The organism is Microcella daejeonensis, assembly GCF_026625045.1.
Lineage (GTDB): Bacteria > Actinomycetota > Actinomycetes > Actinomycetales > Microbacteriaceae > Microcella > Microcella daejeonensis.
Map to the genome: position 1 here is coordinate 1,086,719 of NZ_CP113089.1, position 23,607 is coordinate 1,110,325.

Sequence of the window (23,607 nt, forward strand, 5' to 3'; positions counted from 1 at the left end):
TCGGGCGCGGTCGCGCGCGGCGCGGCGACGAGCGGCGAAGGCTGGCAGTCTGATGACCATGAGCGAGACCACCCCCCGAACGGGTGCCACGAGCATTCCGGCTTCGGTCGATGCAGCGGCCCCCGGCGCGAACCCCGACGCCACCTCCGACGCGGTCGCCGATGCCGCCGTGCAGCTCGTGCGCGACTGGCTCGCGCAGACCGAGGGCGTCAAGCCCGACGCGGGAGCGGCGCGGCTCGCGGGGCTGCTGCAGGATCCTCGGGGGCTCGACTTCGCGATCGGCTTCGTCGACCGGGTGGCCCGGCCCGACGACCTGCGCGTCGCGGGGCGCAACCTGGAAGAACTGAGCAGGAGCATCCCGCGCTTCCTCCCCGCGCCGCTGCGCGGGCTCATCGCGCTCGGCGGCGGTTTCGCGCCCCTGCTGCCGCGGCCCATCATCCCGATCGCGAGGCGCGTGCTGCGCGGCATGGTCGGCCATCTCATCGTCGACGCGACCCCCTCGAAGCTCGGCGGCACGCTCGCGGGACTGCGCGATCAGGGCGACAAGCTCAACATCAACCTGCTCGGCGAGGCCGTGCTGGGCGACGCGGAGGCCGACCGCCGCCTCGAGGGCATCACCGAGCTCGTGCGCCGCGACGACGTCGACTACGTCTCGGTCAAGGTCTCGGCGATCGTCAGCCAGCTGTCGATGTGGTCGTTCGATGAGACCGTCGACCGGGTCGTCGCCCGCCTCGCGCCGCTCTACGACACCGCCGCGCTCGGAGTCTCGCCGACCTTCCTCAACCTCGACATGGAGGAGTTCCGCGACCTCGACCTCACCATCGCGGTCTTCGAGAAGCTGCTCGCCCGGCCGAGCCTCAAGAACTACGAGGCCGGCATCGTGCTGCAGGCGTACCTGCCCGAGGCGTTGCCCGCGCTCGAGCGGCTCACCGCCTGGGCGCAGCAGCGTCGCGCCGAGGGCGGCGCGGGCATCAAGGTGCGCGTCGTCAAGGGCGCCAACCTCGCCATGGAGCGCGTCGACGCCGCCCTGCACCACTGGCCGGTGGCCGTGCTGCCGAGCAAGCAGGCGAGCGACGCGAACTACAAGCGCGTCATCGAGTACGCGCTGAGCCCCGATCGGGTGGATGCCGTGCGCATCGGCGTCGCCGGCCACAACCTCTTCGACATCGCGTGGGCGCACCTGCTCGCGACCTCCCGCGGCGTCGCCGACCGGGTCGAGTTCGAGATGCTGCTCGGCATGGCCTCGGCGCAGGCCGACGCGGTGCGCCGCACGGTCGGGCACCTGCTGCTCTACACGCCGGTCGTGCATCCCGAGGACTTCGAGTCGGCCATCAGCTACCTCATCCGCCGCCTGGAGGAGAACGCGAGCACCGAGAACTTCCTCTCCGGCGTCTTCGAGCTCTCGGGCGACGCCCGCATCTTCGCCCGCGAGGAGGGCCGGTTCCGCGCCGCGCTCGCCGACCTCGCCGTCGCCCCCGCGGCCCCCGCCCCGCACCGCGTGCAGAACCGTCTGACCGAGCGGGATGCCCCCCGCGCGCTCCCCGCCGCCGCTCGCCTGAGCGACCCGGGTGCGCTGTCGGGCGTGCGCGAGGCCTTCGACAACGAGCCCGACACCGACCCCGCCCTGCCGGCCAACCGGCAGTGGGGTCGCGCCGTGCTCGCCGCCGCCGCGGCGCATGCCGGGCAGCCGTCGCCGCTCGGCGCCGAGGCGGTGGCGCGCGCCGCCGTCGCGGACGCGGGCTCGCTCGAGCGCATCGTCGCCGACGCCCGCGCCGCGGCCTCCGGCTGGAGCGTCCGGTCGGCCGAGGACCGGGCCGCCGTGCTGCACGCCGCCGGCCGGGCGCTCGCCGCGCATCGGGCCGAGCTGCTCGAGGTGATGGTCGCCGAGGCGGGCAAGACCCTCGCCGAGGGCGATCCCGAGATCAGCGAGGCGATCGACTTCGCCCACTACTACGCCGAGAGCGCCCGCGACCTCGCGCGCATCGACGACGCCCGCTTCGTGCCGGCGCGCCTGACGGTGGTGGCCCCGCCCTGGAACTTCCCCGTCGCCATCCCCGCCGGCAGCGTGCTCGCGGCGCTCGCCGCGGGCAGCGCCGTCATCATCAAGCCCGCGCCGCAGGTGAAGCGCTGCGCGGCCGTCCTGGTCGAGGCGCTGTGGGAGGCCGGGGTTCCGCGCGAGGTGCTGCGCTTCGTCGACGTGCCCGAGAACGAGCTGGGCCGAGCGCTCATCGCCCACCCCGCGGTCGACCGCGTGGTGCTGACGGGAGCCTTCGAGACGGCGGCGCTGTTCCGCTCCTGGCGCTCCGACCTGCCGATCCTCGCCGAGACGAGCGGCAAGAACGCGATCGTCGTGACGCCCTCGGCCGACTACGACCTCGCCGTGGCCGACATCGCGAAGTCGGCCTTCGGGCACGCGGGCCAGAAGTGCTCGGCCGCATCCCTCGCCATCCTGGTCGGCTCGGTGGCCGACAGCGCGCGGTTCCGCCGCCAGCTGGTGGATGCGGTGAGCACCATGAAGGTGGGCTGGGCGACCGACCCGACCACGATCGTGGGCCCGCTCGTCGAGCCCGCGCAGGGCAAGCTGCTGCGCGCGCTCACGACGCTCGGCGAGGGCGAGGAGTGGCTCGTCGAGCCGCGCCGTCTCGACGACGAGGGCCGGCTCTGGAGCCCGGGGGTGCGTCTCGGCGTGCGCGAGGGCAGCGAGTTCCACACGACCGAGTACTTCGGCCCAGTGCTCGGCATCATGCGCGCCCGCGACCTCGATGAGGCGCTCGACCTGCAGAACGCGACGAGCTTCGGCCTCACCGCGGGCCTGCACTCGCTCGACCGCGACGAGGTCGCGCAGTGGCTCGACGAGGTCGAGGCCGGCAACCTCTACGTCAACCGCGGCATCACGGGCGCGATCGTGCGCCGGCAGCCCTTCGGCGGCTGGAAGCGCTCGAGCGTCGGCGGCTCGACGAAGGCCGGCGGCCCCTCGTACGTCATGGGCTTCGGCTCGTGGCAGCCGATCGCGCGCGAGCCGAAGAAGAACCTCAGCCTGCGCCACCTCTCGCCCCGCGTGCAGCGCCTGCTGCAGGCGGCGCAGCCGGGCCTCGACTTCGCCGGCTTCGACGCCGCTCGCGCCGGAGCGCTGAGCGACGAGAAGGCCTGGCAGGACGAGTTCGGCCTCGCCCGCGACATCAGCGCGCTCGGCGTGGAGCGCAACGTGCTGCGCTACCGCCCGACCGAGGTGCAGTTGCGCCTCGCCGAGGGCGCCCCGATGGCGGGTCTCGTGCGTCTGCTCGCCGCCGCCGCCCGCGCGGGAGCCCCCGTCTCGGTCAGCTCGGCCATCCCGCTCGCCGCCCCGCTCGTGGCCCTGCTCGAGTCGGTCGCCTCCGACGACCCCTTCGCGGTCGACCGCGCCGCGACGGCCGTCGTCATCGAGACGGACGCCGCCTTCACCGCCCGCGTGCTCGAGCGGCGGCCGGCCCGCATCCGCATCGTCGGCGCGGACGGCGCGGTCGCGCCCTTCGTGTCGTCATCGCCGGATGCCCGCCTCGGTGCCGTCGTCGCGCGCGAGCTGCACGCCGCCCTCGCCGGCGACCCTGACGTGGCGATCTACGCGGGCCCAGTGACCGCGGCCGGCCGCGTGGAGCTGCTGCCGTTCCTGCGCGAGCAGGCCGTGGCGCTCACCGCCCACCGCTTCGGCAACCCGTTCCCAGCGCTGGGGGAGCTGCCGCTGTAGGGAGGGTCGCGCGGAGCGGCTCGGTTGAGCGGCTCCGGGCCGGGCCGGCGCCCGCGCACGCGCCCACGCTCGGGCTCGGGCTCGAGCTCGGGCACGAGCTCGTCCTCACCCTCCGGGGTGCGAACCGCCGACCCGCTGCCCTTCCACAACCGCGGAACGGCCGAATCCGATTCACCCGATCCGCAGTTGTGGAAGGTGCTCCGACGACGTGCCCGCACCCTGCAGCGCTCGATGGTTCCCGGGATCCATGCGGCGAGATCCGCCGCCTCGGCGGCAGGGGTACGGACGTTCTGTCCCCCTCCTCGGCGGGCCCACGCCCGGTCTGTCCCCATCCCGAATGGACCCACGCTCGGTCTGTCTTCCTCGGCGGACGAACCACGCCCGGTCTGTCCTCCCCGCCGCGCCCGTCGCGCACGCGCGTTCTGTCCCTCCCGGCGTACCCCGGTCGACCGGGTGGGCGCGCGGCGCGGGCGTCGGCGGAGCGGTGCTGCAGGGCGGAGGGAGGCGCGGCTCAGGTGCGCAGCGCTGCCCGGACGAGGGCGAGCGCCGCGTCCTCGGGCAGGCCCAGACGGCGCACCCGGTCGGCGAACTGGCGTGCGGCATCCTGCGCCTGCTGCTGGGTGGGGTCGCCGTGCTGGGCGATGAAGGTGCCGTTGCGTCCGCGGGTCTCGATGACGCCGTCGGCCTCGAGCTCGCGGTAGGCGCGGGCGACGGTGTTGACGGCGAGGCCGAGCTCCTCGGCGAGGGCGCGCACCGTCGGCAGCTTCGCCCCGGCCGCGAGCGAGCCGGCGGTCACGGCGTCGCGCACCTGCACGCGCAGCTGCTCGTACGGCGGCGTTCCCGACGTCGGATCGACGGTGATGATCACGCGGGGCCTCCTTCCGAGAGCGCGGGGCCGGCGGGGTTCGCGGGCCGCAGCCGGTGCCAACGGCGGGATGCTCCGGTGGCCAGTTGACCGATTGTGACACCCGCGAGGCCGATCGCGATCACGGCGACGCCGAACGACAGCAGCACGCCACCGAAGCGATTTCCGCTCGACTCGAGAGCGGCGGCGATGCTGCCGAGACTGAGGGCGTAGGCGCTCGCTGCGAGGGCCGCCGGAACGGGCATCCCGAACCGGATCGCATCGCTGCGCAGGGCGTCCGACCAGGCGAGCGAGCGCAGGTCGCCGCTGATCGGTCGGCGCCGCAGCACCCGGTCGGAGGCGGCGCGCCAGCCGACCGTCGCGAGCACACCGAGGGCTCCGAGCACCAGAGCGGCGATGGGTTCTGCGCGGCCATCGCCGAGTCCCGCGGTCAGCACGATCACCGGAAGTGCGACGCCGACCGTCACCGCGGCGAGCTGCAGCCGCTCCTCCCACGGGGCGACGACGTCGGCGCGCGTCGGCAGCGTCAGGCGACCGAGTGCTGTCGTGCCGGAGGAGGTGCGCGGCCAGCGCAGGCCGCTGGCCATCACGCCGATGCCGCCGCCGACCGTGACGAGCGGGATGACCGCCCATGCGCCGGCCACCCAGAACTCGGTGCCCTGGAACGGCAGCGGCAGACCGAGGGCGGCGATCGCGAGCACCGTGCCGCAGACGACGATGAAGCCGAGCGCGCTCAGCCGCAGGCGCCGCACGTAGTAGGGCCCGACGACGCGACCACCCAGGTCGTCGAGCTCGAGACCCTGCTCGCGGGCGATGCGCCGGGCGTACCGCGCGCGAGCGGCGGGGATGCTCATCCACACCAGGAAGCCGAATCCGCTGACCATTCCGATCGCCGCGAACGGCCAGATGGGCACGGCGTAGGGGTAGTCGCTCATGCGCGACCCTCCGCCGGGTCGGGAGCGGGCCCGGACGTCGTCGCCGCTGCGAGCTCGGGCCACAGCCGCCGCTGGTAATGGCGCGCACCCGGGCCGCCCGTCGTCTGGGCGGCCGTCGCGATGATGAGGCTGATCGCGATCGCCCCGCCCACGAGGTTGCCGGAGTTGAAGGCCTCCAGCTGCTGGGGCGCGAGGAGTGCGGCGATCGTCGGGACGGCGAGTTGCAGAGCGAGCGCCGCGCTCATGGTGGGGACGAGGAGCATGTCGCCGATGCTCTCGGCGCGCAGGGCATCGCTCCAGGCGAGCGTCGTGGCATCCCCCGAGATCGGGCGCTGGGCGGCCACGTGCCGTGCGGTGAGGCGCCAGGTCACGAGCGCTGCCACGGCGACCACGGCGAGCGTCGCGATCAGGGGCGGGAAGAACCCGACCGTCGCGGCGGAGTCGGCGCTTCGGGACATCACGACGACCACGGCCGCGGCGGCGATCGCGGCGGCGATCGCGATACCCACCAGGCGGACCGTGGCGGGCGCGATGAGGTCGTCGATGGCCGGCCCGTCGAGACGGGCCACCCGCGCCTCGCCGAAGACCGTCCGGCGGCGGTCGACGAGCGTGACCGCCGTCGTGACCACCGTGCCGACCGCGAAGGCGAGCACGAGCATGAGGGGGCCGAGGTCGGAACCCGCGCGGGGGAGCAGCAGCGCCGCGGGTACGAAGACCAGCAGGTATCCCGCGCCGTAGCCGAGCATCCATGCCCGACGGCGGCGCACGATGTGCCGCATCAGCTCCTCCTCGAGGTGATCGGGAACGGCGAGGTTTCGGCGCTGGGCGAGCTTCATGAGCTCGCGCTCCTGCCATCCTCGGGAGCGCGTCATCCGCCAGCTCAACGCCACGATCACCACGATCGCGGGAGCGAGGAGCCCGATCGCGATCGGGCCCGCGCTCATCGGGATGCCCCGCCCGCGCCCGCCGCCGGCTCCGCGGTGCTCGTCGCGGCAGGCGCGGTGCCCGGCGGCCGCACGGCGATCTCGGGCCAGAGCCGGCGCTGGTAGTGCTGCGCGGGGCTGCGACCGGAGGTCGGGTTCGCCTGCACGATCGCGAGCGTCGCCGCGACGATCGCCGCGACGATCACGATGCCGCTCAGCGCGACGCCGACGAGTGATCGCGTCATCGAGTCGAGGGCGCCGATGTTCGTGGCCAGCAGCAGGGTGAGCGGGCCGTACATGCAGGTCGCCAGCGGGAACGCGACCATGTCGCGCAGGGTCAGCGAGCGCAGCGCATCGCTCCAGGCGAGGGCCTGCACGTCGCCCGAGACCGGGCGGGTGCGGGCGATGCGGCGGGCGACGAGCTCCCAGCCGACGACCGCCGCGATGCCGATGGCGAGCAGCGCGAGGGAGGCGATGATGGTCGGCCCCGCCTCCGGCACGAGCCCGCCGGCCGGGAGCAGAACGGCGAGGGCGGTGAGGGTGACTGCCGCGGCGCCGACGGCCGTGTACCGCAGGCCGTAGCGCTCGCCGCGGGGCACCAGGTCATCGACGTCGACGGGGGAGAGGCGGCCTGCCGAGGCGACCGGCACCGGAGAGGTACTCGTCGCCGACCTCGCGCCTCGCAGGTGCCCCAGTGCGGCGAGCGCAACCCCGACGGTCACCCCGCCGAAGAGGCCGATCATCACGAGGAACGCGACGATGCCGCTGTCCTCCGGCACCAGCAGCAGTGCCGCGGCCGCGCCGAACGCCGCGCCGACGCCACTGCCGAGCTGCCGCCGCCGCTCGAAGAGCTCCACCTGCGGGCGCACGGCGTCGTCGAGACGCAGGTTGACGCGGCGCGCGAGCCGCTCCGCGCTGGCGGCCACCGCCGAGCGGGTCGCGGTGAACGCGGCCACGATGAGCAGCGTGAGCGCTATGACGATGAGCGTCGACCAGGTCATGAGAGCATCCCCCTTTTGTCTGCCTTTTGTACCAATGTAGCAATACAAACCGTTGCTGTCGAGGGATGCTCCGCGCGGGCCGCGCGCCCGACTCAGCCGATCTGCTCGGAGGCCGCCTTCTCGTCGGGGTGGTTGGGCGTCCATCCGTACCAGCCGCCGTCCGCCGGGATCACGGCCCAGTCGCCGCACGCGAAGACCGTGTCGACGAAGGGGTCGGGCGCGCCCTCGACCGAGTAGGCCGGGGCGGAGAAGCGCTCGACCTCGACGCACTGCTCGGTGTCGAGCGGGGCCGAGCTGGTCGCGAGCAGCACGGCCGGGTCGGCGCCGGGCGCCTCGCGGGTGAGGACATCGGTCGCGTCGTCGGGCAGCCACGGGGCGGACTTCTCCCAGCGCTCGACGACGTCGGCCGCCGTCGGGAACTCGGAGGCCTTCTCGTTCTGGAGGGCATCGCCGATAGCGCAGCCGACGAGGCTGACGGCCGTGAGCGCGGAGAGGAGCAGGAGGGCGGAGGTGCGGGAAGCGGTCATGAGTCCATTCAGCCCGCCGGCATCCCGTCCGTCCTCGGCCGCGAGGACCGCGCCCCCGGCCCGGAAGGACCGACCTCGCTGCGTCTTCCGGCCCGCAGCGGGTGCCGAGTTGCGGTCTCGACGCCGAGGTGAGCCCTCCGAACGCTGAACTCGGCGCGAACGCGCAACTCGCCGTTGCGAGTCGCCCACCGCCGGTCGCCGAGCGCGAGGCGCCGACGAGCCCGCGCCCCCCTACCCCGCAGCCGGCGCGTGCCGCTCGAGGAACGCGTACACCTCGGTGCGATCCACGCCGGGGAAGCTCTCGCGGGGCAGCGCCGCCAGCAGCGACGAGTGGATGCGCGCCTGCGGGCGGGCGCTCGCGGCCCAGCGGGCGGCGAGCTCCGGCGGAGCATCCTGGCAGCAGGAGGGGTCGGGGCAGGTCGAGGTGCCCCGCCGCGGGGTCTCGCGCCCGCGGAACCACTTCACGTGCGCGAAGGGCGTGCCCACCGAGATCGAGAAGTCGCCCGCCGATCCCGATTCGATGCGCGAGGTGCACCAGTAGGTGCCGGTCGGCTTGTCGGTGTACTGGTGGTACGGGCTGAAGCGGTCGGGCTCGTCGAACACGCGCCGAGCCGACCAGCGGCGGCACACCGTCTGCCCCTCGACCGCGCCGAGGGCGTCGGTCGGGAACCGCACGGCGTCGTTCTCGTAGGCCTTCGAGAGCACGCCCGCGGCCGAGACCTTGAGGAAGTGCACGGGGATGCCGAGGTGCTCGGTGGCGAGGTTCGTGAAGCGGTGGGCGGCGGTCTCGTACGAGACGGCGAAGCGGTCGCGCAGATCCTCCACCGCGAGGGAGCGGGCCGCCTTGGCCTCCTGCAGGAACCCGACCGCGTCGGCCTCGGGCACGAGCAGCGCGGCCGCGAGGTAGTTCGACTCGACCCGCTGGGTGAGGAACTCGGCGTACGAGCGCGGCTCGGGCCGCTGCAGAACGTGGCCGGCGAGCGCCTGCAGCAGGGTCGTGCGCGGGTCGCGCCCGGGGGGATGCTGCGCCGGCAGGTAGATGCGGCCGTGCTCGAGGTCGGTGATCGAGCGGGCCGAGGGCGGCAGGTCGCTCACGTGGTGCAGCGTGAAGCCGAGGTGCGTGGCGAGCTCGGCGGCCAGCCGCTGCGAGAGCGGCCCGCCCTCGTGCCCGACCGCGCGCAGCAGCTCGGCCGCCTGGGTCTCGAGCTCGCCGAAGTAGTTGCCGCGCGCCCGCATCTCGCCGCGCAGCTCGGCGTTGGCCCGCCGCGCCTCCTCGGGCGTCGCCGCGCGCTCGAGATGCACGCGCTCGAGCTCCCCGTGCAGCGCGAGCAGGGTGCGCAGGGCCTCGTCGCCGAGACTCTTGCGGCTCGGCAGCGGCGGGATGCCCAGACTCGCGAACAGCGATCCGGCCTGCGCCCGCTCCCACGCGATCTCGAGCGCCGCGCGACCCGTCGGGGCTTCCGCGCTGAGCAGCCGATCCAGGCTCACGCCGAGGGCGCGGGCGAGGGATTGCAGCTCGCTGAGCCGCGCCTCGCGCTTGCCGTTCTCCAGCACCGAGAGGTGGGAGGGCGCGATGCCGATCGCCTCGGCGAGGGCCGCGAGGGTCAGGCCGGCCTCGCCGCGCAGGGTGCGCACGCGGCGGCCGAGGGTGAGGGCGTCGAGCATGTCTTCAGCCTGTGCGGTGGGCGCGCCATCGGGAACCATGCGCCGAGCATCCCACCGCCCGCCTTTCGGCGGAAGAGAAATAGCGGGATATTTCAGTCCATTTTTCTGGCTGGGGGGCGTGCTTCTTCGCGGAGGGTGGTCATCACGACCCACCCGCCCCACGGAGGAGAACACCATGAGCACCGACCGCACCGACGCCCCCCGCACCCCCGCCCCCCGGACCGGAGACGAGACCCAGACGGCCGCCGAGCTCGAGACGGCCTGGAAGACCGAGGCCCGCTGGGCCGGCGTGCAGCGCGACTACTCCGCCGAGGACGTCGTCGCCCTGCGCGGGTCGGTGCGCGTCGACCACACGCTCGCCCGTCGCGGCGCCGAGAACCTGTGGAGCCTCATCCACGACGAGCCCTACGTCAACGCGCTCGGCGCCCTCACCGGCAACCAGGCCGTGCAGCAGGTGCGCGCGGGCCTGAAGGCCATCTACCTCTCCGGCTGGCAGGTCGCCGCCGACGCCAACCTCTCGGGCCACACCTACCCCGACCAGAGCCTCTACCCCGCGAATTCGGTGCCCGCCGTCGTCAAGCGCATCAACAACGCGCTGCTGCGGGCCGACCAGATCGCCACGAGCGAGGGCGCCGAGGCGATGGCGCAGGATGCCCGCATCGACTGGCTCGCCCCCATCGTCGCGGATGCCGAGGCCGGCTTCGGCGGCCCCCTCAACGCCTACGAGCTGATGACCGCCATGATCGAGGCCGGAGCCGCCGGCGTGCACTGGGAGGACCAGCTCGCCAGCGAGAAGAAGTGCGGCCACATGGGCGGCAAGGTGCTCGTGCCCACGCAGCAGCACATCCGCACCCTCAACGCCGCGCGCCTCGCGGCCGACGTCGCCGGGGTGCCGAGCATCATCGTCGCGCGCACCGACTCGCTCGCCGCCGACCTCGTCACGAGCGACATCGACGAGCGCGACCGCCGGTTCCTCACGGGCGACCGCACCGAGGAGGGCTTCTTCCGCACGACGCCGGGCATCGACACCGTGCTCGCCCGCGGCCACGCCTACGCCCCGTACGCCGACCTGCTGTGGGTCGAGTCGAGCGAGCCCGACCTCGAGCTCGCGCGCACCTTCGCCGAGAGCATCCACAAGGAGTTCCCCGGCAAGAAGCTCGCCTACAACTGCTCGCCCTCCTTCAACTGGAAGCGGCACCTCGACGACGACACCATCGCGAAGTTCCAGAACGAGCTCGGGGCGATGGGCTACGCGTTCCAGTTCATCACCCTCGCCGGGTTCCACTCGCTCAACCACTCGATGTTCGAGCTCGCGCGCGGCTACAAGGAGCGCCAGATGAGCGCCTACGTCGAGCTGCAGGAGGCCGAGTTCGCCTCCGAGGCGAGCGGCTACACGGCCACCAAGCACCAGCGCGAGGTCGGCACCGGCTACTTCGACCGCATCGCGACGGCGCTCAACCCGGCGAGCTCCACGCTCGCGCTCGTCGGCTCGACCGAGTCGGCGCAGTTCCACTAGGCCCGGGCGGCACTCTGCCCGGCAGCACGGAACCCGGCGCGCGACCCGCGCCGGGCATCCCCTCACCGCTTCGTTCGATCAGTACAGAGACGAGACCCTCATGACCACGCTCACCATCACCGGGCCCCTGCGGCCCCGGTACGACACCATCCTCAGCCCCGAGGCGCTGGCCTTCGTCGCCGAGCTGCACCACCGCTTCGCGGGAGCCCGGCACGATCGCCTGGCCGACCGCATGCGCCGCCGCTACGACCTCGGCAACGGCCGCGATCTCGCGTTCATGCCCGAGACGGCATCAATTCGAGAGGATGCCGACTGGCGGGTCGCCGGCGCCGGCCCCGGACTCGAGGACCGCCGCATCGAGATCACCGGCCCGACCGATCCGAAGATGACGATCAACGCCCTCAACTCGGGAGCGAACGTCTGGCTCGCCGACCTGGAGGACGCCACGAGCCCCACGTGGGCGAACATCGTCGAGGGGCAGCTGAGTCTGTACGACGCCATCCGCGACCAGCTCGAGTACACCTCGCCCGAGGGCAAGCAGTACCGGGTCACCGCCGAGCGCACCCCGACGATCGTGATGCGGCCCCGCGGCTGGCACCTCGTCGAGAAGCACATCGAGCATGTCGACCGCGCGGGCCTGCGCCTCGCCGCGAGCGCTAGCCTCGTCGACTTCGGCCTCTACGTCTTCCACAACGCCCGTGAGCTCGTCGCCCGCGGCCGCGGGCCGTACTTCTACCTGCCCAAGCTCGAGAGCCACCGCGAGGCCCGTCTCTGGGACGAGATCTTCACCTTCACCGAGCAGACCCTCGGGCTCGACCACGGCACCATCCGCGCGACGGTGCTCATCGAGACCTTCCCGGCGGCCTTCGAGATGGACGAGATCCTCTACGAGCTGCGCGACCACTGCGCCGGCCTCAACGCCGGCCGCTGGGACTACGTGTTCTCGATCATCAAGAACTACCGCGGCCGCGGCCAGTGGTTCGTGCTGCCCGACCGCGACCGCATCCTCATGACGCTGCCCTTCATGCGCGCCTACACCGAGCTGCTCGTCAAGACCTGCCACCGGCGCGGTGCGCATGCCATCGGCGGCATGAGCGCGTTCATCCCCAATCGGCGCGACCCCGAGGCGACCTCGCGGGCGCTCGAGCGCGTGGCCGCCGATAAGCGCCGCGAGGCCGCCGACGGGTTCGACGGCTCATGGGTCGCGCATCCCGACCTCATCCCCACCGCGCGCGCCGAGTTCGACGCCGTGCTCGGCGAGCGCCCGAACCAGCTCGAGAAGCAGCGCGACGACGTGCACGTGACGGCCCGCGACCTGCTCGACATCCGCTCGGCGGGCGGCGAGGTCACCCTCGCCGGCGTGCGCGCCAACATCTCGATCACCGTGCGCTACCTCGACTCGTGGCTGAGGGGCATCGGCGCGGCCGCGATCGACGGGCTCATGGAGGACGCGGCGACGGCCGAGATCAGCCGCAGCCAGCTGTGGCAGTGGATGCACCAGGACACCGTCACCGTCGAGGGCGAGCCGATCACCCGCAGCCTCGTCGAGCGGCTGCTCCGCGAGGTCGTGGCCGAGCTGCCGCAGCCGGAGGGCCACCGCCTGCTCGAGGCGGAGGAGGTCTTCCGCACCGTCGCGCTGCAGGATGAGTTCCCCACCTTCCTGACGGTGCCCGCGTACACGCGGTACCTGGTGGAGCGGCCGGAGGGCATCCCGGAGCGGGTGGAGCAGACCGCCGCCGCCTGAGCGTCGCCGAGGGGGACGGGCGGCAGGGTCCGTCCCCCTCGTGCCGCGCGGCGTCGCCCTGCACCGAGCCAGGCGGCGCCGAGTTGCGCGTTCCTGCCGAGTTGCGCCTCCCGAACCCGCAACCCGGCCCCGAGACCGCAACTCGGCACCTTGACGGGCCCGATCCGCCGATCTACCGTCGGAACATGAGCATGACTACGGTCGAGCAGCCCTCCACGAGGCGGGTCGGGCATCTCCTCGTCGACGTGGCCCTGCTGGGGCTCGCGGCGGCGCTCATCGCGATCGTGCTCGCCGTCGCGCCCGGCCCGGAGGTGTGCGCGCTGGCGATACCCAGTCCGACGCCGTGCTTCCCGGTCGACCGCGATCGCATCGCGCTCATCACCGTGATCTCCGTCGGCGTGCTCGCCGTCGTCGGGTGGATCGCCAACCACCTGCTGCACGGCCGGACGCGCGCGGTCGTGCTGGTGGTCGTCGTCGTCGCGGCCCTGGTCGTCGGCCTGCTCGGCGCTGCGTCCCTGCACTACTCGTTCTGGATCCTCCCGCCGTCGCCGTTCGGCTGATCCCGAGCCGCGGCCGGACGCCCCTCAGTCGTAGTGCCGGTGGATCAGCCGCGTCAGCACGATCGCGCTGCGCGTGTGGTCGACGTTGGGCGCGATGCGCACGCGCTCGAGCGCGTCCTCGAGGGCGGGGATATCGCGCGAGCGCAGGTGCACGATGGCGTCGGCGTCGCCCGTGACGGTGCCGGCGTCGACGACCTCGGGCACGGCCGAGAGGATGCGCCGCAGCTCGTCGGGGGCGACCGTGCCGCGGCAGAACAGCTCGACGTACGCCTCGACCGCCATGCCGTCGACCGCGGGGTCGACCTGCACGGTGAACGAGCGGATGGTGCCGTCGGCCACGAGCTTGTCGACGCGGCGCTTCACGGCAGAGGCCGACAGGCCGACGACGTCGCCGATGTCGCCGTACCCGGTGCGCGCGTTCTGGCGCAGCTGGTCGATGATGCGGTAGTCGATGGCGTCCATGGCGGGAGGCTACGCCACGTTCGAGCGCGAGCGGGCATCCCGACGCGGAATCGGTGCGCGCAACAGCCGACACCGCCGAATGGATGCGTGTGAGACTGGGGGCGTGACCTCCATCAGCACGACCACCGCGACCGAGATCCACCCCGAGACGAGCGAGCGCACGCCCACGACGCGCACCGTGCTCATGTGCCGTCCCGACCACTTCACGGTGAGCTACCGCATCAACCCGTGGATGCATCCCGAGAACCCCACCGATACGAGCCTCGCCGTGCAGCAGTGGCAGCGCCTCCACGACATCTACGTCGACCTGGGCTTCACCGTCGAGCTCATCGACCCGATCGCGGGCCTGCCCGACATGGTCTACGCGGCCAACGGCGGCTTCACCCTCGACGGCATCGCCTACGGCGCCAAGTTCACCTACCCCGAGCGCCAGCCCGAGGGCCCCGCGTACATGGAGTGGTTCGGCGCGAACGGCTTCCGCGTCGCCGACCCGGTCGAGACGAACGAGGGCGAGGGCGACTTCCTGCTCGTCGGCGACGTCATCCTCGCCGGCACCGGGTTCCGCAGCGACTCGGGCAGCCACCGCGAGCTCACCGAGGTCTTCGGCCGCGAGGTGCTCACCCTGAACCTCATCAATCCGTCGTTCTACCACCTCGACACCGCGATCGCCGTGCTCGACCCCGAGCCCATCCCCGGCGGTCGGCAGAACATCGCCTACCTCGAGAGCGCCTTCGACGAGCCCTCGTTGGCGATCCTGCGCGAGCGCTTCCCCGACGCCATCCTCGCCACCGAGGAGGACGCCGCGGTGCTCGGCCTCAACTCCTACAGCGACGGCTACAACATCGTCATCGCCTCCCGCGCGAAGGACTTCGAGCGCCAGCTGCGCGAGCGCGGCTACAACCCGATCGGCGTCGACCTCAGCGAGCTGCTGCTCGGCGGCGGCGGCGTCAAGTGCTGCACCCTGGAGCTGCGGCGATGACCGATGCCGCGCACGCCGACATGATGGCCGCGATGGATGCCGCTGCCGGGGCCGCGGGCATCCACACCGATGACGCGGCGCGGGCCGCCATCGCGCTCGAGGATCGTCGTCTCGCCCACAACTACCACCCCCTGCCCGTGGTGGTGGAGCGCGCCGAGGGCGCCTGGGTCACCGACGTCGCCGGGCGCCGGTATCTCGACTGCCTGGCTGCGTACTCGGCGGTCAACTTCGGCCACGGGCATCCCGCCCTGATCGCCGCGGCGCGCGACCAGCTCGAGAAGGTGACGCTCACGAGCCGCGCCTTCCACAACGACCGGCTCGGCCAGTTCGCCGACGCCCTCGCGCGCCTCGCCGGCGTCGACATGGTGCTGCCGATGAACACGGGCGCCGAGGCCGTGGAGACGGCGATCAAGATCGCGCGCGCCTGGGGCTCCCGCGTGAAGGGCGTGCCCGAGGGGCAGGCCGAGATCATCGTCATGAGCGACAACTTCCACGGCCGCACGATCACGATCGTGAGCTTCAGCGACGACGAGCAGTCGCGCGCGGGCTTCGGACCGTTCACGCCCGGGTTCCGCATGGTGCCCTACGGCGACGCGGCGGCGGTCGAGGCCGCCATCACGCCGAGCACGGTCGCGGTGCTGCTCGAGCCCATCCAGGGCGAGGCGGGCATCATCGTGCCGCCGCCCGAGTTCCTGCCCGCGGTGCGCCGCATCACGGCCGAGAACGACGTGCTGATGATTGCCGACGAGATCCAGTCGGGCCTCGGCCGCACGGGTGCGACCTTCCAGTGCGACAACGTCGGCGTCATCCCCGACCTCTACATCCTCGGCAAGGCGCTCGGCGGCGGCATCGTGCCGGTGAGCGCGGTCATCGGGCGCGGCGACGTCATCGGCGTCATCCGCCCCGGCGAGCACGGTTCGACCTTCGGGGGCAACCCGCTCGCGGCGGCCGTCGGCCACGCCGTCGTCACGCTGCTCGAGACGGGCGAGATGCAGGAACGCTCGCGCGTGCTCGGCGAGCACCTGCACGCCCGGCTCCAGGCATTCGTCGGCCACGGCGTGCTCGCCGTGCGGGGCATCGGGCTGTGGGCCGGCATCGACATCGACCCGGCGCTCGGCACGGGCCGGCAGGTGTGCGAGGCCCTGGCCCTGCGCGGGGTGCTCGCGAAGGACACGCACGGGTCGACGATCCGACTGGCCCCGCCGCTGGTCGTGGAGCGCGACGACCTCGACTTCGGGCTCGACCAGCTCGAGGCCGTGCTGGAGGAGATGCGCGCGGGCTGAGCGGAGCATCCCGCCGGGCCGGGCCCGCTTGGGCCGGGCGAGGCCGGGCCGGGGCGTCACGACGCGAAGGCGCGAAGCGGCGCGCTCGACGCGTCGGCCGGCGACGCCCGCTCGCCCGCTCGCCGGGAGTCCGCCGGGAGAGCCGCATGAGAATTGGCATGCGAGTGCAGGTAAGGCTAGCCTTACTGCGGCGCACTCGTCGCCCGCCTTCCTCGTCCCTCGACTCCGCTGGAGCCATTCCGTCATGCGCACCTCCCGCTCGCTCTCCCTGCTCGCCCTCGGCGCCGCCTCCGCCCTCGTGCTCGGCGGATGCGCCGCGGGGGATTCCGCGTCGACCGACTCCGGTTCGGGCGACGCCGACCTCACGCTCTACTCCGGTCGCGACGAGGCGCTCGTGCAGCCCCTCATCGACCAGTTCACCGAGGAGACGGGCATCGAGGTCGAGGTGCGCTACGGCAACACCGCCGAGCTCGGCGCGCTGCTGCTCGAGGAGGGCGAGGCGACCCCCGCCGACGTCTTCCTCTCGCAGGATGCGGGCGCCCTCGGCGCCCTCGCGAACGCCGACCTCTTCACGACCCTGCCCGACGACATCGCCGGAGCGGTCGACGCCGGCTTCACCTCCACCGACGGCAGCTGGGTCGGCATCACCGGCCGGGCCCGCGTCGTCGTGTTCGACGGGGAGAAGTACACGGCCGAGGAGCTGCCCGACGACATCGACGACTACACCGAGGAGGAGTGGCGCGGACTCGTCGGCGTCGCGCCGACCAACGCGAGCTTCCAGTCGTTCGTGACCGCCTACCGCGTGCTCGAGAGCGAGGGCGACGCCGAGGAGTTCCTCACCGAGCTCGCCGCCAACGATCCGCAGATCTTCGAGGGCAACAACCCCATCCTCACCGCCGTCGACGAGGGCGCGCTCGATGTCGGCCTCATCAACCACTACTACTGGTTCCGGCAGGCCGCCGAGGTCGGCGCCGACAACATGCGCGCGCAGCTGAAGTTCCTCGAGGCGGGCGACCCCGGCTCGATCGTCAACGTCACCGGCGCCGGCCTGATGAGCGGCTCGGCCGATAACGCCGACGCCCTCGCCTTCATCGAGTACCTCGTCTCGGAGGCCGGCCAGAGCTACTTCGTCGAGGAGACCTTCGAGTACCCGCTGGTCGCCGGCATCGACGCCCCCGAGGGCCTGCCGAGCCTCGAGAGCCTCGTCAACCCCGAGCTCGACCTCAGCGATCTCGACACCCTCAGCGACACGCAGGATCTCCTCGCCCGCGTGGGCCTGATCTAGGCGATCCGCCTCGGTCGGCCGGGCCGGGGCCCTTCGGCCCTGCCCGCTCCCACCTCCTGATGATCGAATAGAGCCATGACTCTCGCGCCCGATGCCGCGGCGGCCCCCACGGGCCCCGCGGCATCGGCGCGCCCGGCGGGCGGGGCCGCGGGCGACCCGAGCGGCTCCGCCGGCTCCGGCACCGCGACGGGCGGGCGAGCGGGGGATGCCCTCCGCGGGACCCGCCGCCCCCCGGCCGCGCTGCTCATCGCCGCGGTCGTCGCCGCGGCTGCCGCGAGCATCCCCCTCGTCTACCTGCTCGTGCGCTCGCTCGAGGCCGGGCTGCCGCGCATCGTCGAGACCCTCGGTCGCGGCCGCGTGCTGGAGTACGCCGCGAACTCGCTCGGCCTCGCCGCCGCGACCACCGCGACGGCCCTCGTGCTGGGCACCGCCGTGGCGTTCGTCCTCACGCGCGTGCGCGTGCCGTTCCCGCGGCTGTGGCTGCTCGCCTCCTCGCTGCCGCTCGCCGTGCCCTCGTTCATCGCGGGCTACGGCTGGATCGTCTCGACGCCGGGCATCCAGGGCTTCGTGCCCAGCTGGCTGCTGCTCTCGGCGGTGACCGTGCCGTACGTGACGCTGCCGGTGGCCGCGGCCCTGCGCGGAGCATCCGGCGATCTGGAGGGCGTCGCCCGCACGCTCGGCCGCTCGCCGCTCTCGGCCTTCCTCGTCGCGACGTGGCCGCAGGTGCGCCCGGCCGCGATCGCCGGCGCCCTGCTCGTGGCGCTGTACTCGTTGAGCGACTTCGGGCTCGTCGCGCTCATGCGGTTCCCGACCCTGACCTGGGGCATCAACGCGGCGTACTCGGCGAGCTTCGACCGGGCGCAGGCCGCGATCCTCGCGCTTCTGCTCGTCGTGCTCGCCCTCGCCGTCGTCGCGGGCGAGCGCTCGGCCCGTGGGCGCCTCGCCCGCCGCCCCGCCCGCGCGGTCCAGCCGCGCACCGTCAGTCGCGGCGTGCTGCTCTCGCTGCTGCCCGTGGTCGCCGTCGCCCCCGTCATCGGCGTCGCCGTTCCGCTGCTCGGACTCGCCCAGCGGCTGCTGCAGGCCGAGACGCTGCGCTCGATCGACGGCCCGCGTCTCGCCGCCGCCGTCGGGGCGACCCTCGGCGTCGCGCTCGCCGCCGCGCTCCTGGCCGTGCTGCTCGCCCTGCCGATCGCGGCGCTCGCCGCCCGCTACCGCGGCCGTCTCGTGAGCGCGGTCGAATCGGTCGGCTACCTCGGGCACGCGCTGCCCGGCATCGTCGTCGGCCTGTCGCTCGTGTTCTTCTCGCTCGCCGTCGTGCCCGCGCTCTACCAGACCACCGCCGTGCTCGTCTTCGCCTACGCGGTGCTGTTCATGCCGAAGGCCATCGGCACGGTGCGCGCCGGTCTCGGCGACGTGCCGTCGTCCCTCGTCTCCGTCGCCCGCACGCTCGGCGACAGCCCGCTGCGGGCCTGGATGCGCGTGACGGTGCCGCTCGCCCTGCCGAGCGTCGGCGTGGGCGCCCTGCTGGTGGCCATAGCCACCATGAAAGAATTGCCGGCGACGCTGCTGCTGCGACCCACGGGGATCGAGACCCTCGCCACCGAGCTGTGGAACAGGACGGTCGCCTTCGAGTACGGGGCGGCGGCGCCCTACGCCGCGGTGCTCGTGCTCGTCGCGGCGGTTCCCGCGATGGTGCTCTCGGGCATCCGCAGCACGGCCAAGGAGGAGTTGTGAGCGACGTCGTCGTGCAGGGAGCGAGCGTGACCCACGGGTCGACGCTCGCCGTCGACGACGTGACGCTGACCATCGGCAGCGGTGAGCTCGTCGCCGTGCTCGGCCCCTCGGGGTGCGGCAAGACCTCGCTGCTGCTCGCCCTCGCCGGTCTGCTGCCGCTGCGCTCGGGAACCATCTCGGTCGGCGGCCGCGAGCTCTCGAGCGGCAGCCGCACGACGCCGCCCGAGAAGCGCAGCATCGGCTGGGTGCCGCAGGAGGCCTCGCTGTTCCCGCACCTCACCGTGGGGGAGAACATCGGCTTCGCGCTGCCGCGCGGCCGCGGCCGGGCATCCCGCATCGAGGAGCTGGCCGAGCTGGTCGGTCTCGGCGCGCTCACCGGCCGCGCGCCCAACCAGCTCTCGGGCGGTCAGGCGCAGCGCGTCGCCCTCGCCCGCGCGCTCGCCTCGAAGCCCGACGTGCTGCTGCTCGACGAGCCCTTCGCGGCGCTCGACACCCAGCTGCGCACGGCGCTGCGCCGCGAGGTCGCCGAGCTGCTGCGCGCCGCCGGCACGACCTCGGTGCTCGTCACGCACGATCAGGAGGAGGCGCTCACGCTCGCCGACCGGGTCGCCGTGATGCGGGATGGCCGGCTCGAGCAGTTCGGAACCCCCGAGCAGATCTACCAGCAGCCCGCCAACGACTGGGTGGCCGGCTTCGTCGGCGACGTCGTCGAGGTCGAGGGCCGCTGGCGCCACGGCCGCGTCTCGTGCACCTTCGGCAACGTCGAGGCGACCGCGATGGGTTTCGCGCCCGCCGACGGCGAGGCCGTCCGCCTCATGCTGCGCCCCGAGTGGATCGTTCCGCGCCCGGATCTGCTCGCGACGGCCGCGGCCGGGGCCGACGCCCGGGTGGCGAGCATCTCGTACGCCGGGCACGACGCGATGCTGACGTGCGATCTGACGGCGGGGTCGACCGTGCGCATGCGCATGGCGGCCGTCGACCTGCCCGAGGTGGGGGAGTCGCTGCGGCTCGCGGTGCAGCGGCCGGGGCTGGCGTTCCCCGCGGCGTGACGCCCGCCCGCCGCTCCCGTGGCGCAGGAATGCTTTAGGCGCTAAAGTAAGTCGCATGACGACCATCGTCCTCTTCGGCGGCACCGGCAAGACCGGCAGCCGCGTGCTCACCCGCCTGCTCGACCAGGGCCACGAGGTGCGCGCCCTCGTGCGCGACCCCGCGCGGCTGCGACCGCAGCAGCATCCCGCCCTCACCGTCATCACCGGCGACGTCACCGCGACCGCCCCCGTGCGCGAGACCGTCGAGGGCGCGGATGCCGTGCTCAGCCTCTTCGGGCAGGTGAAGGGCTCGCCGCCGCGGGTGCAGACCGAGGGCACGCGGGCGATCGTCGCCGCGATGCACGAGGTCGGGGTGCGCCGCCTCGTCTCCCTCTCGGGCGGCGGACTGCCCGACCCCGTGCACGACCGCCCGAAGCTCGCCGATCGTGTGATCCGCGGCATCATGCGCGCGGCCGCGGGGCAGGTGCTGGATGACGCTGCCGAGCACCTGACCGTGCTCGAGCAGAGCGGCCTCGACTGGACGGTCGTGCGGGCCCCGCGCCTCACCGAGGCTCCGGGGGTCGGGCGCTACCGGGTCGGCTGGGTCGGCGTCGACGCGAGCACGCAGATCAGCCGCGACGACCTGGCCGACTTCATCGTCACCCAGATCGACGATGAGCGCTTCGTGCGGCAGCTGCCGTTCGTGAGCGCGTGAGCGGCGCGCGGGCGGCGACCGGCGATGGCGCTCGGTAGCCTCGAGGTCGTGACACCGCCCCTCGAACCCGCGCGACCCTCCGACGCCGCGCCGATCGACGCCGCGCGCGCCGAGCCGCTCGGGGGCATCCTGCTCGCCGTCGCCCGGCTCACCCGCCGCATCGGTGCCCGCCGTCCCTTCGCCGGAACGCCGCTGTCGCGCTCGCAGTTCGACGCGGTGTTCCTGCTCGCGCACGCGGCCGCACCGGTCACGCCGAGCGCGCTCGCGGCCGAGCTCGGCGTCACGGGCGGCGCGGTCACGCAGCTCGTCGAGGGGCTGCGCGAGGCCGGCCTCGTGGAGGTCGCGCGCCACCCCACCGACGGGCGCTCGCGCGTGCTCGCCCTCAGCGCCGCGGCCGCGCAGGAGGTCGACGCGTTCCAGCAAGGGCTCGTGCGCGACCTCGCGCCCGACTTCGCCGCCCTCGACGAGGCCGAGCTGCGGCAGCTCGCGACCCTGCTCGCCCGCGCGACCGCCCGCTGAGCGGCCGCCCGCCCGGCGGCGACCGGCAGGCGCGCGCGACTCCCGGGCGACCACGGGATGCCCCGCTCTAGGCTGGCGGCGTGACGACCACCGCCGTGCCCCCGACCCCCGAGCACCTCGACCCGGCGCCGCGCGACGCCGCCGACCCGCTCGCCGCGCACCGCGGGCACTTCCTCTCCGGTGAGGGGGTCGTCGCCTACCTCGACGGCAACTCGCTCGGGCGCCCGCTCGCGCGCACGCTCGACCGCTATCCGGCCTTCGTGCGCGAGCAGTGGGGCGGTCGGCTCATCCGCGGCTGGGACGAGGGCTGGCTCGGCCGCGCGGAGGAGCTGGGCGACCGCATCGGGGCGGCCTGCCTCGGAGCGGCATCCGGTCAGACGATCGTCGCCGACTCGACGACGGTGCTCATCTTCAAGCTGCTGCGCGCCGCGATCGCCGCGCGGCCCGGGCGCGACGAGCTGGTGATCGCGCGCGACGAGTTCCCGACCGACCGATTCATCGTCGAGCGCCTGGCAGAGGATCACGGGCTCACCGTGCGCTGGCTCGACACCGCCCACGACGGCGGCGCGACCCCCGAGCTGCTCGCCGAGGCGGTGAGCGAGCGCACGATCGCGGCGCTGCTCGGCGGCGTCGCCTACCGCTCGGCCTGGTTCGCGCCGATGCGCGAGATCACCGCCGTCGTGCAGGCGCACGGCGCCCTCGTCATCTGGGACTGCTCGCACGCCGTCGGCTCGGTGCCGCTCGAGCTCGACGCCTGGGGCGTCGACATGGCGGTCGGATGCTCGTACAAGTACCTCAACGGCGGCCCGGGCGCCCCGGCCTGGGCCTACGTCGCGACCCGGCACCTGCCCGAGCTGCGCAACCCCATCCCCGGGTGGCTCGGAGCGGCGCAGCCCTTCAGCATGACGGAGGGCTTCGAGCCCGCCCCGGGCATCCGTCGCCTCGTCAGCGGCACGCCGCCGATCACGGCCATGGTGCCCCTCGCCGACATGCTCGACGAGATCGAGCAGGCCGGCATGGCGGCGGTGCGCACGAAGTCGGTCGCGCTGACGGCCTACGCGATCGCGCTCGTCGACGCCCTGATCCCGGATGCCGCTCTCGCGTCGCCCCGCGATGACGAGCGCCGCGGCGGACACCTCACGGTCGACCATCCGAACGCCGCGCGCGCGGTGCAGCGGCTCTGGGCCGAGGGCGTGATCCCCGACTTCCGGCACCCCAGCGGGGTGCGCATCGGGCTCTCGCCGCTGAGCACCTCGTTCGCCGAGGTGGAGCGGGGCATCCGGGCTCTCGCGGCGGCGCTCGCCGACTGATTCCGGTCGCCGATCCGCCCGGGTCGACGCCGGGCATGACGAAGCCCGCCGCTCACGCGTGTGGGCGCGGGAGCGGCGGGCAGTCGTGGGGCTGGCGTGCGGCGGGTGGCTAGCGCTTGGCGCGGCCGAGGAGCGCGCCGAGCAGGATGGCTCCGGCGGCGAGGGCGACGGCGAAGCCGACGGGCTGCTCCTCGCGGAAGCGGTCGACGCGGCGGCCGACCTTGCGCAGCTGGCGCTTGAGGTCGTCCTCTCCGCGGGCGAGGTCGAGCGCGTCGCCCGCCTCGACCGTCGCGTCGCCGACGGCCGTGCGGCCCTTCTCGAGCAGGCTCTCGGTGCCGCGGGCGATGTCGTCCATGGGGTTCTTCTGATCGGTCATGGTGCTGTCCTCTCGGGGATGCGGTTCAGGGGTGGTGGGGGAGTGGTGCTGCGGGCGCTGCTCAGCGGCCGAGGCGGTCGACGGTCTTCTTGATCGTCTTCTCCGCCTTCTTCGCCGTCGTCTTCGCGGTGGAGCGGGCCGACTTCTTCAGCTTCTTGGCGAGCTTCTCGGCCTCCTTGCGCCGCGCGGCGCGGTGCTTCTCGCGCTCCTTGCGGGCCTTCGGGTCGTTCCAGAGCCGCTCGGCCTGGTGGCGCAGGGTCTCGGCGCGGGGTGCGCTCGTCGGACGGTTCGCGCGCGATCCGAGCACGTAGGCGAGGAAGACGGCTCCGCCGATGATCAGGATGTTGTTGCGCATGTCTCTCCGTTCTCCGGCGGGAAGGTTCCCACCGCGTGTCAGAGGCTAGACGCGCGGAGGGGGGCCCTCGTCACGGGAGAACGGCGATACCCAGGCTGCTC

21 protein-coding genes are annotated in these 23,607 nt (G+C 73.5%); 12 read left to right on the top strand and 9 right to left on the bottom strand.

All coding sequences use genetic code 11. From position 1 onward, the window contains the following. Positions 1–58: 58 nt before the first annotated feature. Positions 59–3,724 carry a bifunctional proline dehydrogenase/L-glutamate gamma-semialdehyde dehydrogenase gene (locus tag OVN18_RS05295; protein ID WP_267782447.1) on the top strand — a complete coding sequence of 1,222 codons (3,666 nt, stop codon included), beginning with the start codon at positions 59–61 and terminating at the stop codon, positions 3,722–3,724. A gap of 511 nt (positions 3,725–4,235) precedes the next feature. Here OVN18_RS05295 and OVN18_RS05300 read toward each other — a convergent pair. From OVN18_RS05300 to OVN18_RS05325, 6 genes are all read right to left on the bottom strand, one after another. After that, a complete protein-coding gene (locus OVN18_RS05300) occupies positions 4,236–4,589 on the bottom strand; it encodes a GntR family transcriptional regulator (protein WP_267739320.1) in 354 nt (117 codons plus the stop codon). Continuing rightward, a complete protein-coding gene (locus OVN18_RS05305) occupies positions 4,589–5,524 on the bottom strand; it encodes a hypothetical protein (RefSeq protein ID WP_267782449.1) in 936 nt (311 codons plus the stop codon). The genes OVN18_RS05300 and OVN18_RS05305 overlap by 1 nt, the downstream gene beginning before the upstream one ends. Continuing rightward, on the bottom strand, positions 5,521–6,468 hold the full coding sequence (locus OVN18_RS05310; RefSeq protein ID WP_267782451.1) for a hypothetical protein: 948 nt from the start codon (positions 6,466–6,468) through the stop codon (positions 5,521–5,523). The genes OVN18_RS05305 and OVN18_RS05310 overlap by 4 nt, the downstream gene beginning before the upstream one ends. Next, positions 6,465–7,448 (bottom strand): hypothetical protein, encoded by a 984-nt coding sequence (locus tag OVN18_RS05315; protein WP_267782453.1) that lies wholly within the window; start codon positions 7,446–7,448, stop codon positions 6,465–6,467. Before OVN18_RS05315 ends, OVN18_RS05310 begins: the two co-directional genes overlap by 4 nt. A gap of 92 nt (positions 7,449–7,540) precedes the next feature. Next, complete coding sequence (locus tag OVN18_RS05320; RefSeq protein ID WP_267782454.1) at positions 7,541–7,975, bottom strand: hypothetical protein; 435 nt, start codon at positions 7,973–7,975, stop codon at positions 7,541–7,543. A gap of 231 nt (positions 7,976–8,206) precedes the next feature. Next, positions 8,207–9,640, bottom strand: a complete 1,434-nt coding sequence (locus OVN18_RS05325) for a helix-turn-helix domain-containing protein (RefSeq protein WP_267782455.1) — start codon at positions 9,638–9,640, stop codon at positions 8,207–8,209. Positions 9,641–9,815: 175 nt separating this feature from the next. On the opposite strand from OVN18_RS05325, the gene aceA reads away from it, so the two are divergent. The 3 genes from aceA to OVN18_RS05340 all read left to right on the top strand — a co-directional run bounded on the left by aceA (position 9,816) and on the right by OVN18_RS05340 (position 13,460). Continuing rightward, positions 9,816–11,156: an isocitrate lyase gene (aceA, locus tag OVN18_RS05330; RefSeq protein WP_267782457.1), complete on the top strand. Its 1,341-nt coding sequence runs from the start codon at positions 9,816–9,818 to the stop codon at positions 11,154–11,156. Between the two features lie 100 nt (positions 11,157–11,256). After that, entirely contained in the window at positions 11,257–12,900 is a 1,644-nt protein-coding gene (gene aceB / locus OVN18_RS05335) for a malate synthase A (RefSeq protein ID WP_267782459.1), read from the top strand. 185 nt (positions 12,901–13,085) lie between these two features. Next, a complete protein-coding gene (locus OVN18_RS05340) occupies positions 13,086–13,460 on the top strand; it encodes a hypothetical protein (protein WP_267782461.1) in 375 nt (124 codons plus the stop codon). 24 nt (positions 13,461–13,484) lie between these two features. On the opposite strand, the gene OVN18_RS05345 is transcribed toward OVN18_RS05340, so the two are convergent. Next, a complete protein-coding gene (locus OVN18_RS05345; protein ID WP_267738573.1) occupies positions 13,485–13,922 on the bottom strand; it encodes an Lrp/AsnC family transcriptional regulator in 438 nt (145 codons plus the stop codon). 184 nt (positions 13,923–14,106) lie between these two features. On the opposite strand from OVN18_RS05345, the gene ddaH reads away from it, so the two are divergent. The 8 genes from ddaH (at position 14,107) to OVN18_RS05385 (ending at position 22,775) form a co-directional block, all read left to right on the top strand. Further along, positions 14,107–14,901: a dimethylargininase gene (gene ddaH, locus OVN18_RS05350; protein WP_267782927.1), complete on the top strand. Its 795-nt coding sequence runs from the start codon at positions 14,107–14,109 to the stop codon at positions 14,899–14,901. A 32-nt stretch (positions 14,902–14,933) separates the two neighbouring features. Further along, positions 14,934–16,184: an ornithine--oxo-acid transaminase gene (gene rocD, locus OVN18_RS05355; protein WP_407666078.1), complete on the top strand. Its 1,251-nt coding sequence runs from the start codon at positions 14,934–14,936 to the stop codon at positions 16,182–16,184. Between the two features lie 244 nt (positions 16,185–16,428). Then, positions 16,429–17,469, top strand: a complete 1,041-nt coding sequence (locus tag OVN18_RS05360; RefSeq protein WP_267782465.1) for an iron ABC transporter substrate-binding protein — start codon at positions 16,429–16,431, stop codon at positions 17,467–17,469. 75 nt (positions 17,470–17,544) lie between these two features. Then, entirely contained in the window at positions 17,545–19,203 is a 1,659-nt protein-coding gene (locus OVN18_RS05365) for an ABC transporter permease (RefSeq protein ID WP_267782466.1), read from the top strand. Next, entirely contained in the window at positions 19,200–20,252 is a 1,053-nt protein-coding gene (locus OVN18_RS05370; protein WP_267782467.1) for an ABC transporter ATP-binding protein, read from the top strand. The genes OVN18_RS05365 and OVN18_RS05370 overlap by 4 nt, the downstream gene beginning before the upstream one ends. Positions 20,253–20,307: 55 nt before the next feature. After that, on the top strand, positions 20,308–20,946 hold the full coding sequence (locus tag OVN18_RS05375) for an NAD(P)-dependent oxidoreductase (RefSeq protein ID WP_267782468.1): 639 nt from the start codon (positions 20,308–20,310) through the stop codon (positions 20,944–20,946). Between the two features lie 48 nt (positions 20,947–20,994). Continuing rightward, positions 20,995–21,465: a MarR family winged helix-turn-helix transcriptional regulator gene (locus OVN18_RS05380; RefSeq protein WP_267782470.1), complete on the top strand. Its 471-nt coding sequence runs from the start codon at positions 20,995–20,997 to the stop codon at positions 21,463–21,465. A gap of 80 nt (positions 21,466–21,545) precedes the next feature. After that, a complete protein-coding gene (locus OVN18_RS05385) occupies positions 21,546–22,775 on the top strand; it encodes a kynureninase (RefSeq protein WP_267782472.1) in 1,230 nt (409 codons plus the stop codon). 109 nt (positions 22,776–22,884) lie between these two features. On the opposite strand, the gene OVN18_RS05390 is transcribed toward OVN18_RS05385, so the two are convergent. Next, on the bottom strand, positions 22,885–23,151 hold the full coding sequence (locus OVN18_RS05390) for a hypothetical protein (RefSeq protein ID WP_267782474.1): 267 nt from the start codon (positions 23,149–23,151) through the stop codon (positions 22,885–22,887). Between the two features lie 61 nt (positions 23,152–23,212). Then, positions 23,213–23,506: a hypothetical protein gene (locus OVN18_RS05395; RefSeq protein ID WP_267782476.1), complete on the bottom strand. Its 294-nt coding sequence runs from the start codon at positions 23,504–23,506 to the stop codon at positions 23,213–23,215. Positions 23,507–23,607 lie beyond the last annotated feature (101 nt).

Excerpts from the sequence above, each read along its gene's own strand:
- OVN18_RS05365 (WP_267782466.1), top strand. The coding sequence starts at position 17,545 with ATGACTCTCGCGCCCGATGCCGCGGCGGCCCCCACGGGCCCCGCGGCA.
- ddaH (WP_267782927.1), top strand. The coding sequence starts at position 14,107 with ATGTGCCGTCCCGACCACTTCACGGTGAGCTACCGCATCAACCCGTGG.
- aceA (WP_267782457.1), top strand. The coding sequence starts at position 9,816 with ATGAGCACCGACCGCACCGACGCCCCCCGCACCCCCGCCCCCCGGACC.
- OVN18_RS05390 (WP_267782474.1), bottom strand. The coding sequence starts at position 23,151 with ATGACCGATCAGAAGAACCCCATGGACGACATCGCCCGCGGCACCGAG.
- rocD (WP_407666078.1), top strand. The coding sequence starts at position 14,934 with ATGGATGCCGCTGCCGGGGCCGCGGGCATCCACACCGATGACGCGGCG.
- OVN18_RS05320 (WP_267782454.1), bottom strand. The coding sequence starts at position 7,975 with ATGACCGCTTCCCGCACCTCCGCCCTCCTGCTCCTCTCCGCGCTCACG.
- OVN18_RS05305 (WP_267782449.1), bottom strand. The coding sequence starts at position 5,524 with ATGAGCGACTACCCCTACGCCGTGCCCATCTGGCCGTTCGCGGCGATC.
- OVN18_RS05310 (WP_267782451.1), bottom strand. The coding sequence starts at position 6,468 with ATGAGCGCGGGCCCGATCGCGATCGGGCTCCTCGCTCCCGCGATCGTG.
- OVN18_RS05340 (WP_267782461.1), top strand. The coding sequence starts at position 13,086 with ATGAGCATGACTACGGTCGAGCAGCCCTCCACGAGGCGGGTCGGGCAT.
- OVN18_RS05315 (WP_267782453.1), bottom strand. The coding sequence starts at position 7,448 with ATGACCTGGTCGACGCTCATCGTCATAGCGCTCACGCTGCTCATCGTG.
- aceB (WP_267782459.1), top strand. The coding sequence starts at position 11,257 with ATGACCACGCTCACCATCACCGGGCCCCTGCGGCCCCGGTACGACACC.
- OVN18_RS05325 (WP_267782455.1), bottom strand. The coding sequence starts at position 9,640 with ATGCTCGACGCCCTCACCCTCGGCCGCCGCGTGCGCACCCTGCGCGGC.
- OVN18_RS05395 (WP_267782476.1), bottom strand. The coding sequence starts at position 23,506 with ATGCGCAACAACATCCTGATCATCGGCGGAGCCGTCTTCCTCGCCTAC.
- OVN18_RS05295 (WP_267782447.1), top strand. The coding sequence starts at position 59 with ATGAGCGAGACCACCCCCCGAACGGGTGCCACGAGCATTCCGGCTTCG.
- OVN18_RS05345 (WP_267738573.1), bottom strand. The coding sequence starts at position 13,922 with ATGGACGCCATCGACTACCGCATCATCGACCAGCTGCGCCAGAACGCG.
- OVN18_RS05360 (WP_267782465.1), top strand. The coding sequence starts at position 16,429 with ATGCGCACCTCCCGCTCGCTCTCCCTGCTCGCCCTCGGCGCCGCCTCC.
- OVN18_RS05375 (WP_267782468.1), top strand. The coding sequence starts at position 20,308 with ATGACGACCATCGTCCTCTTCGGCGGCACCGGCAAGACCGGCAGCCGC.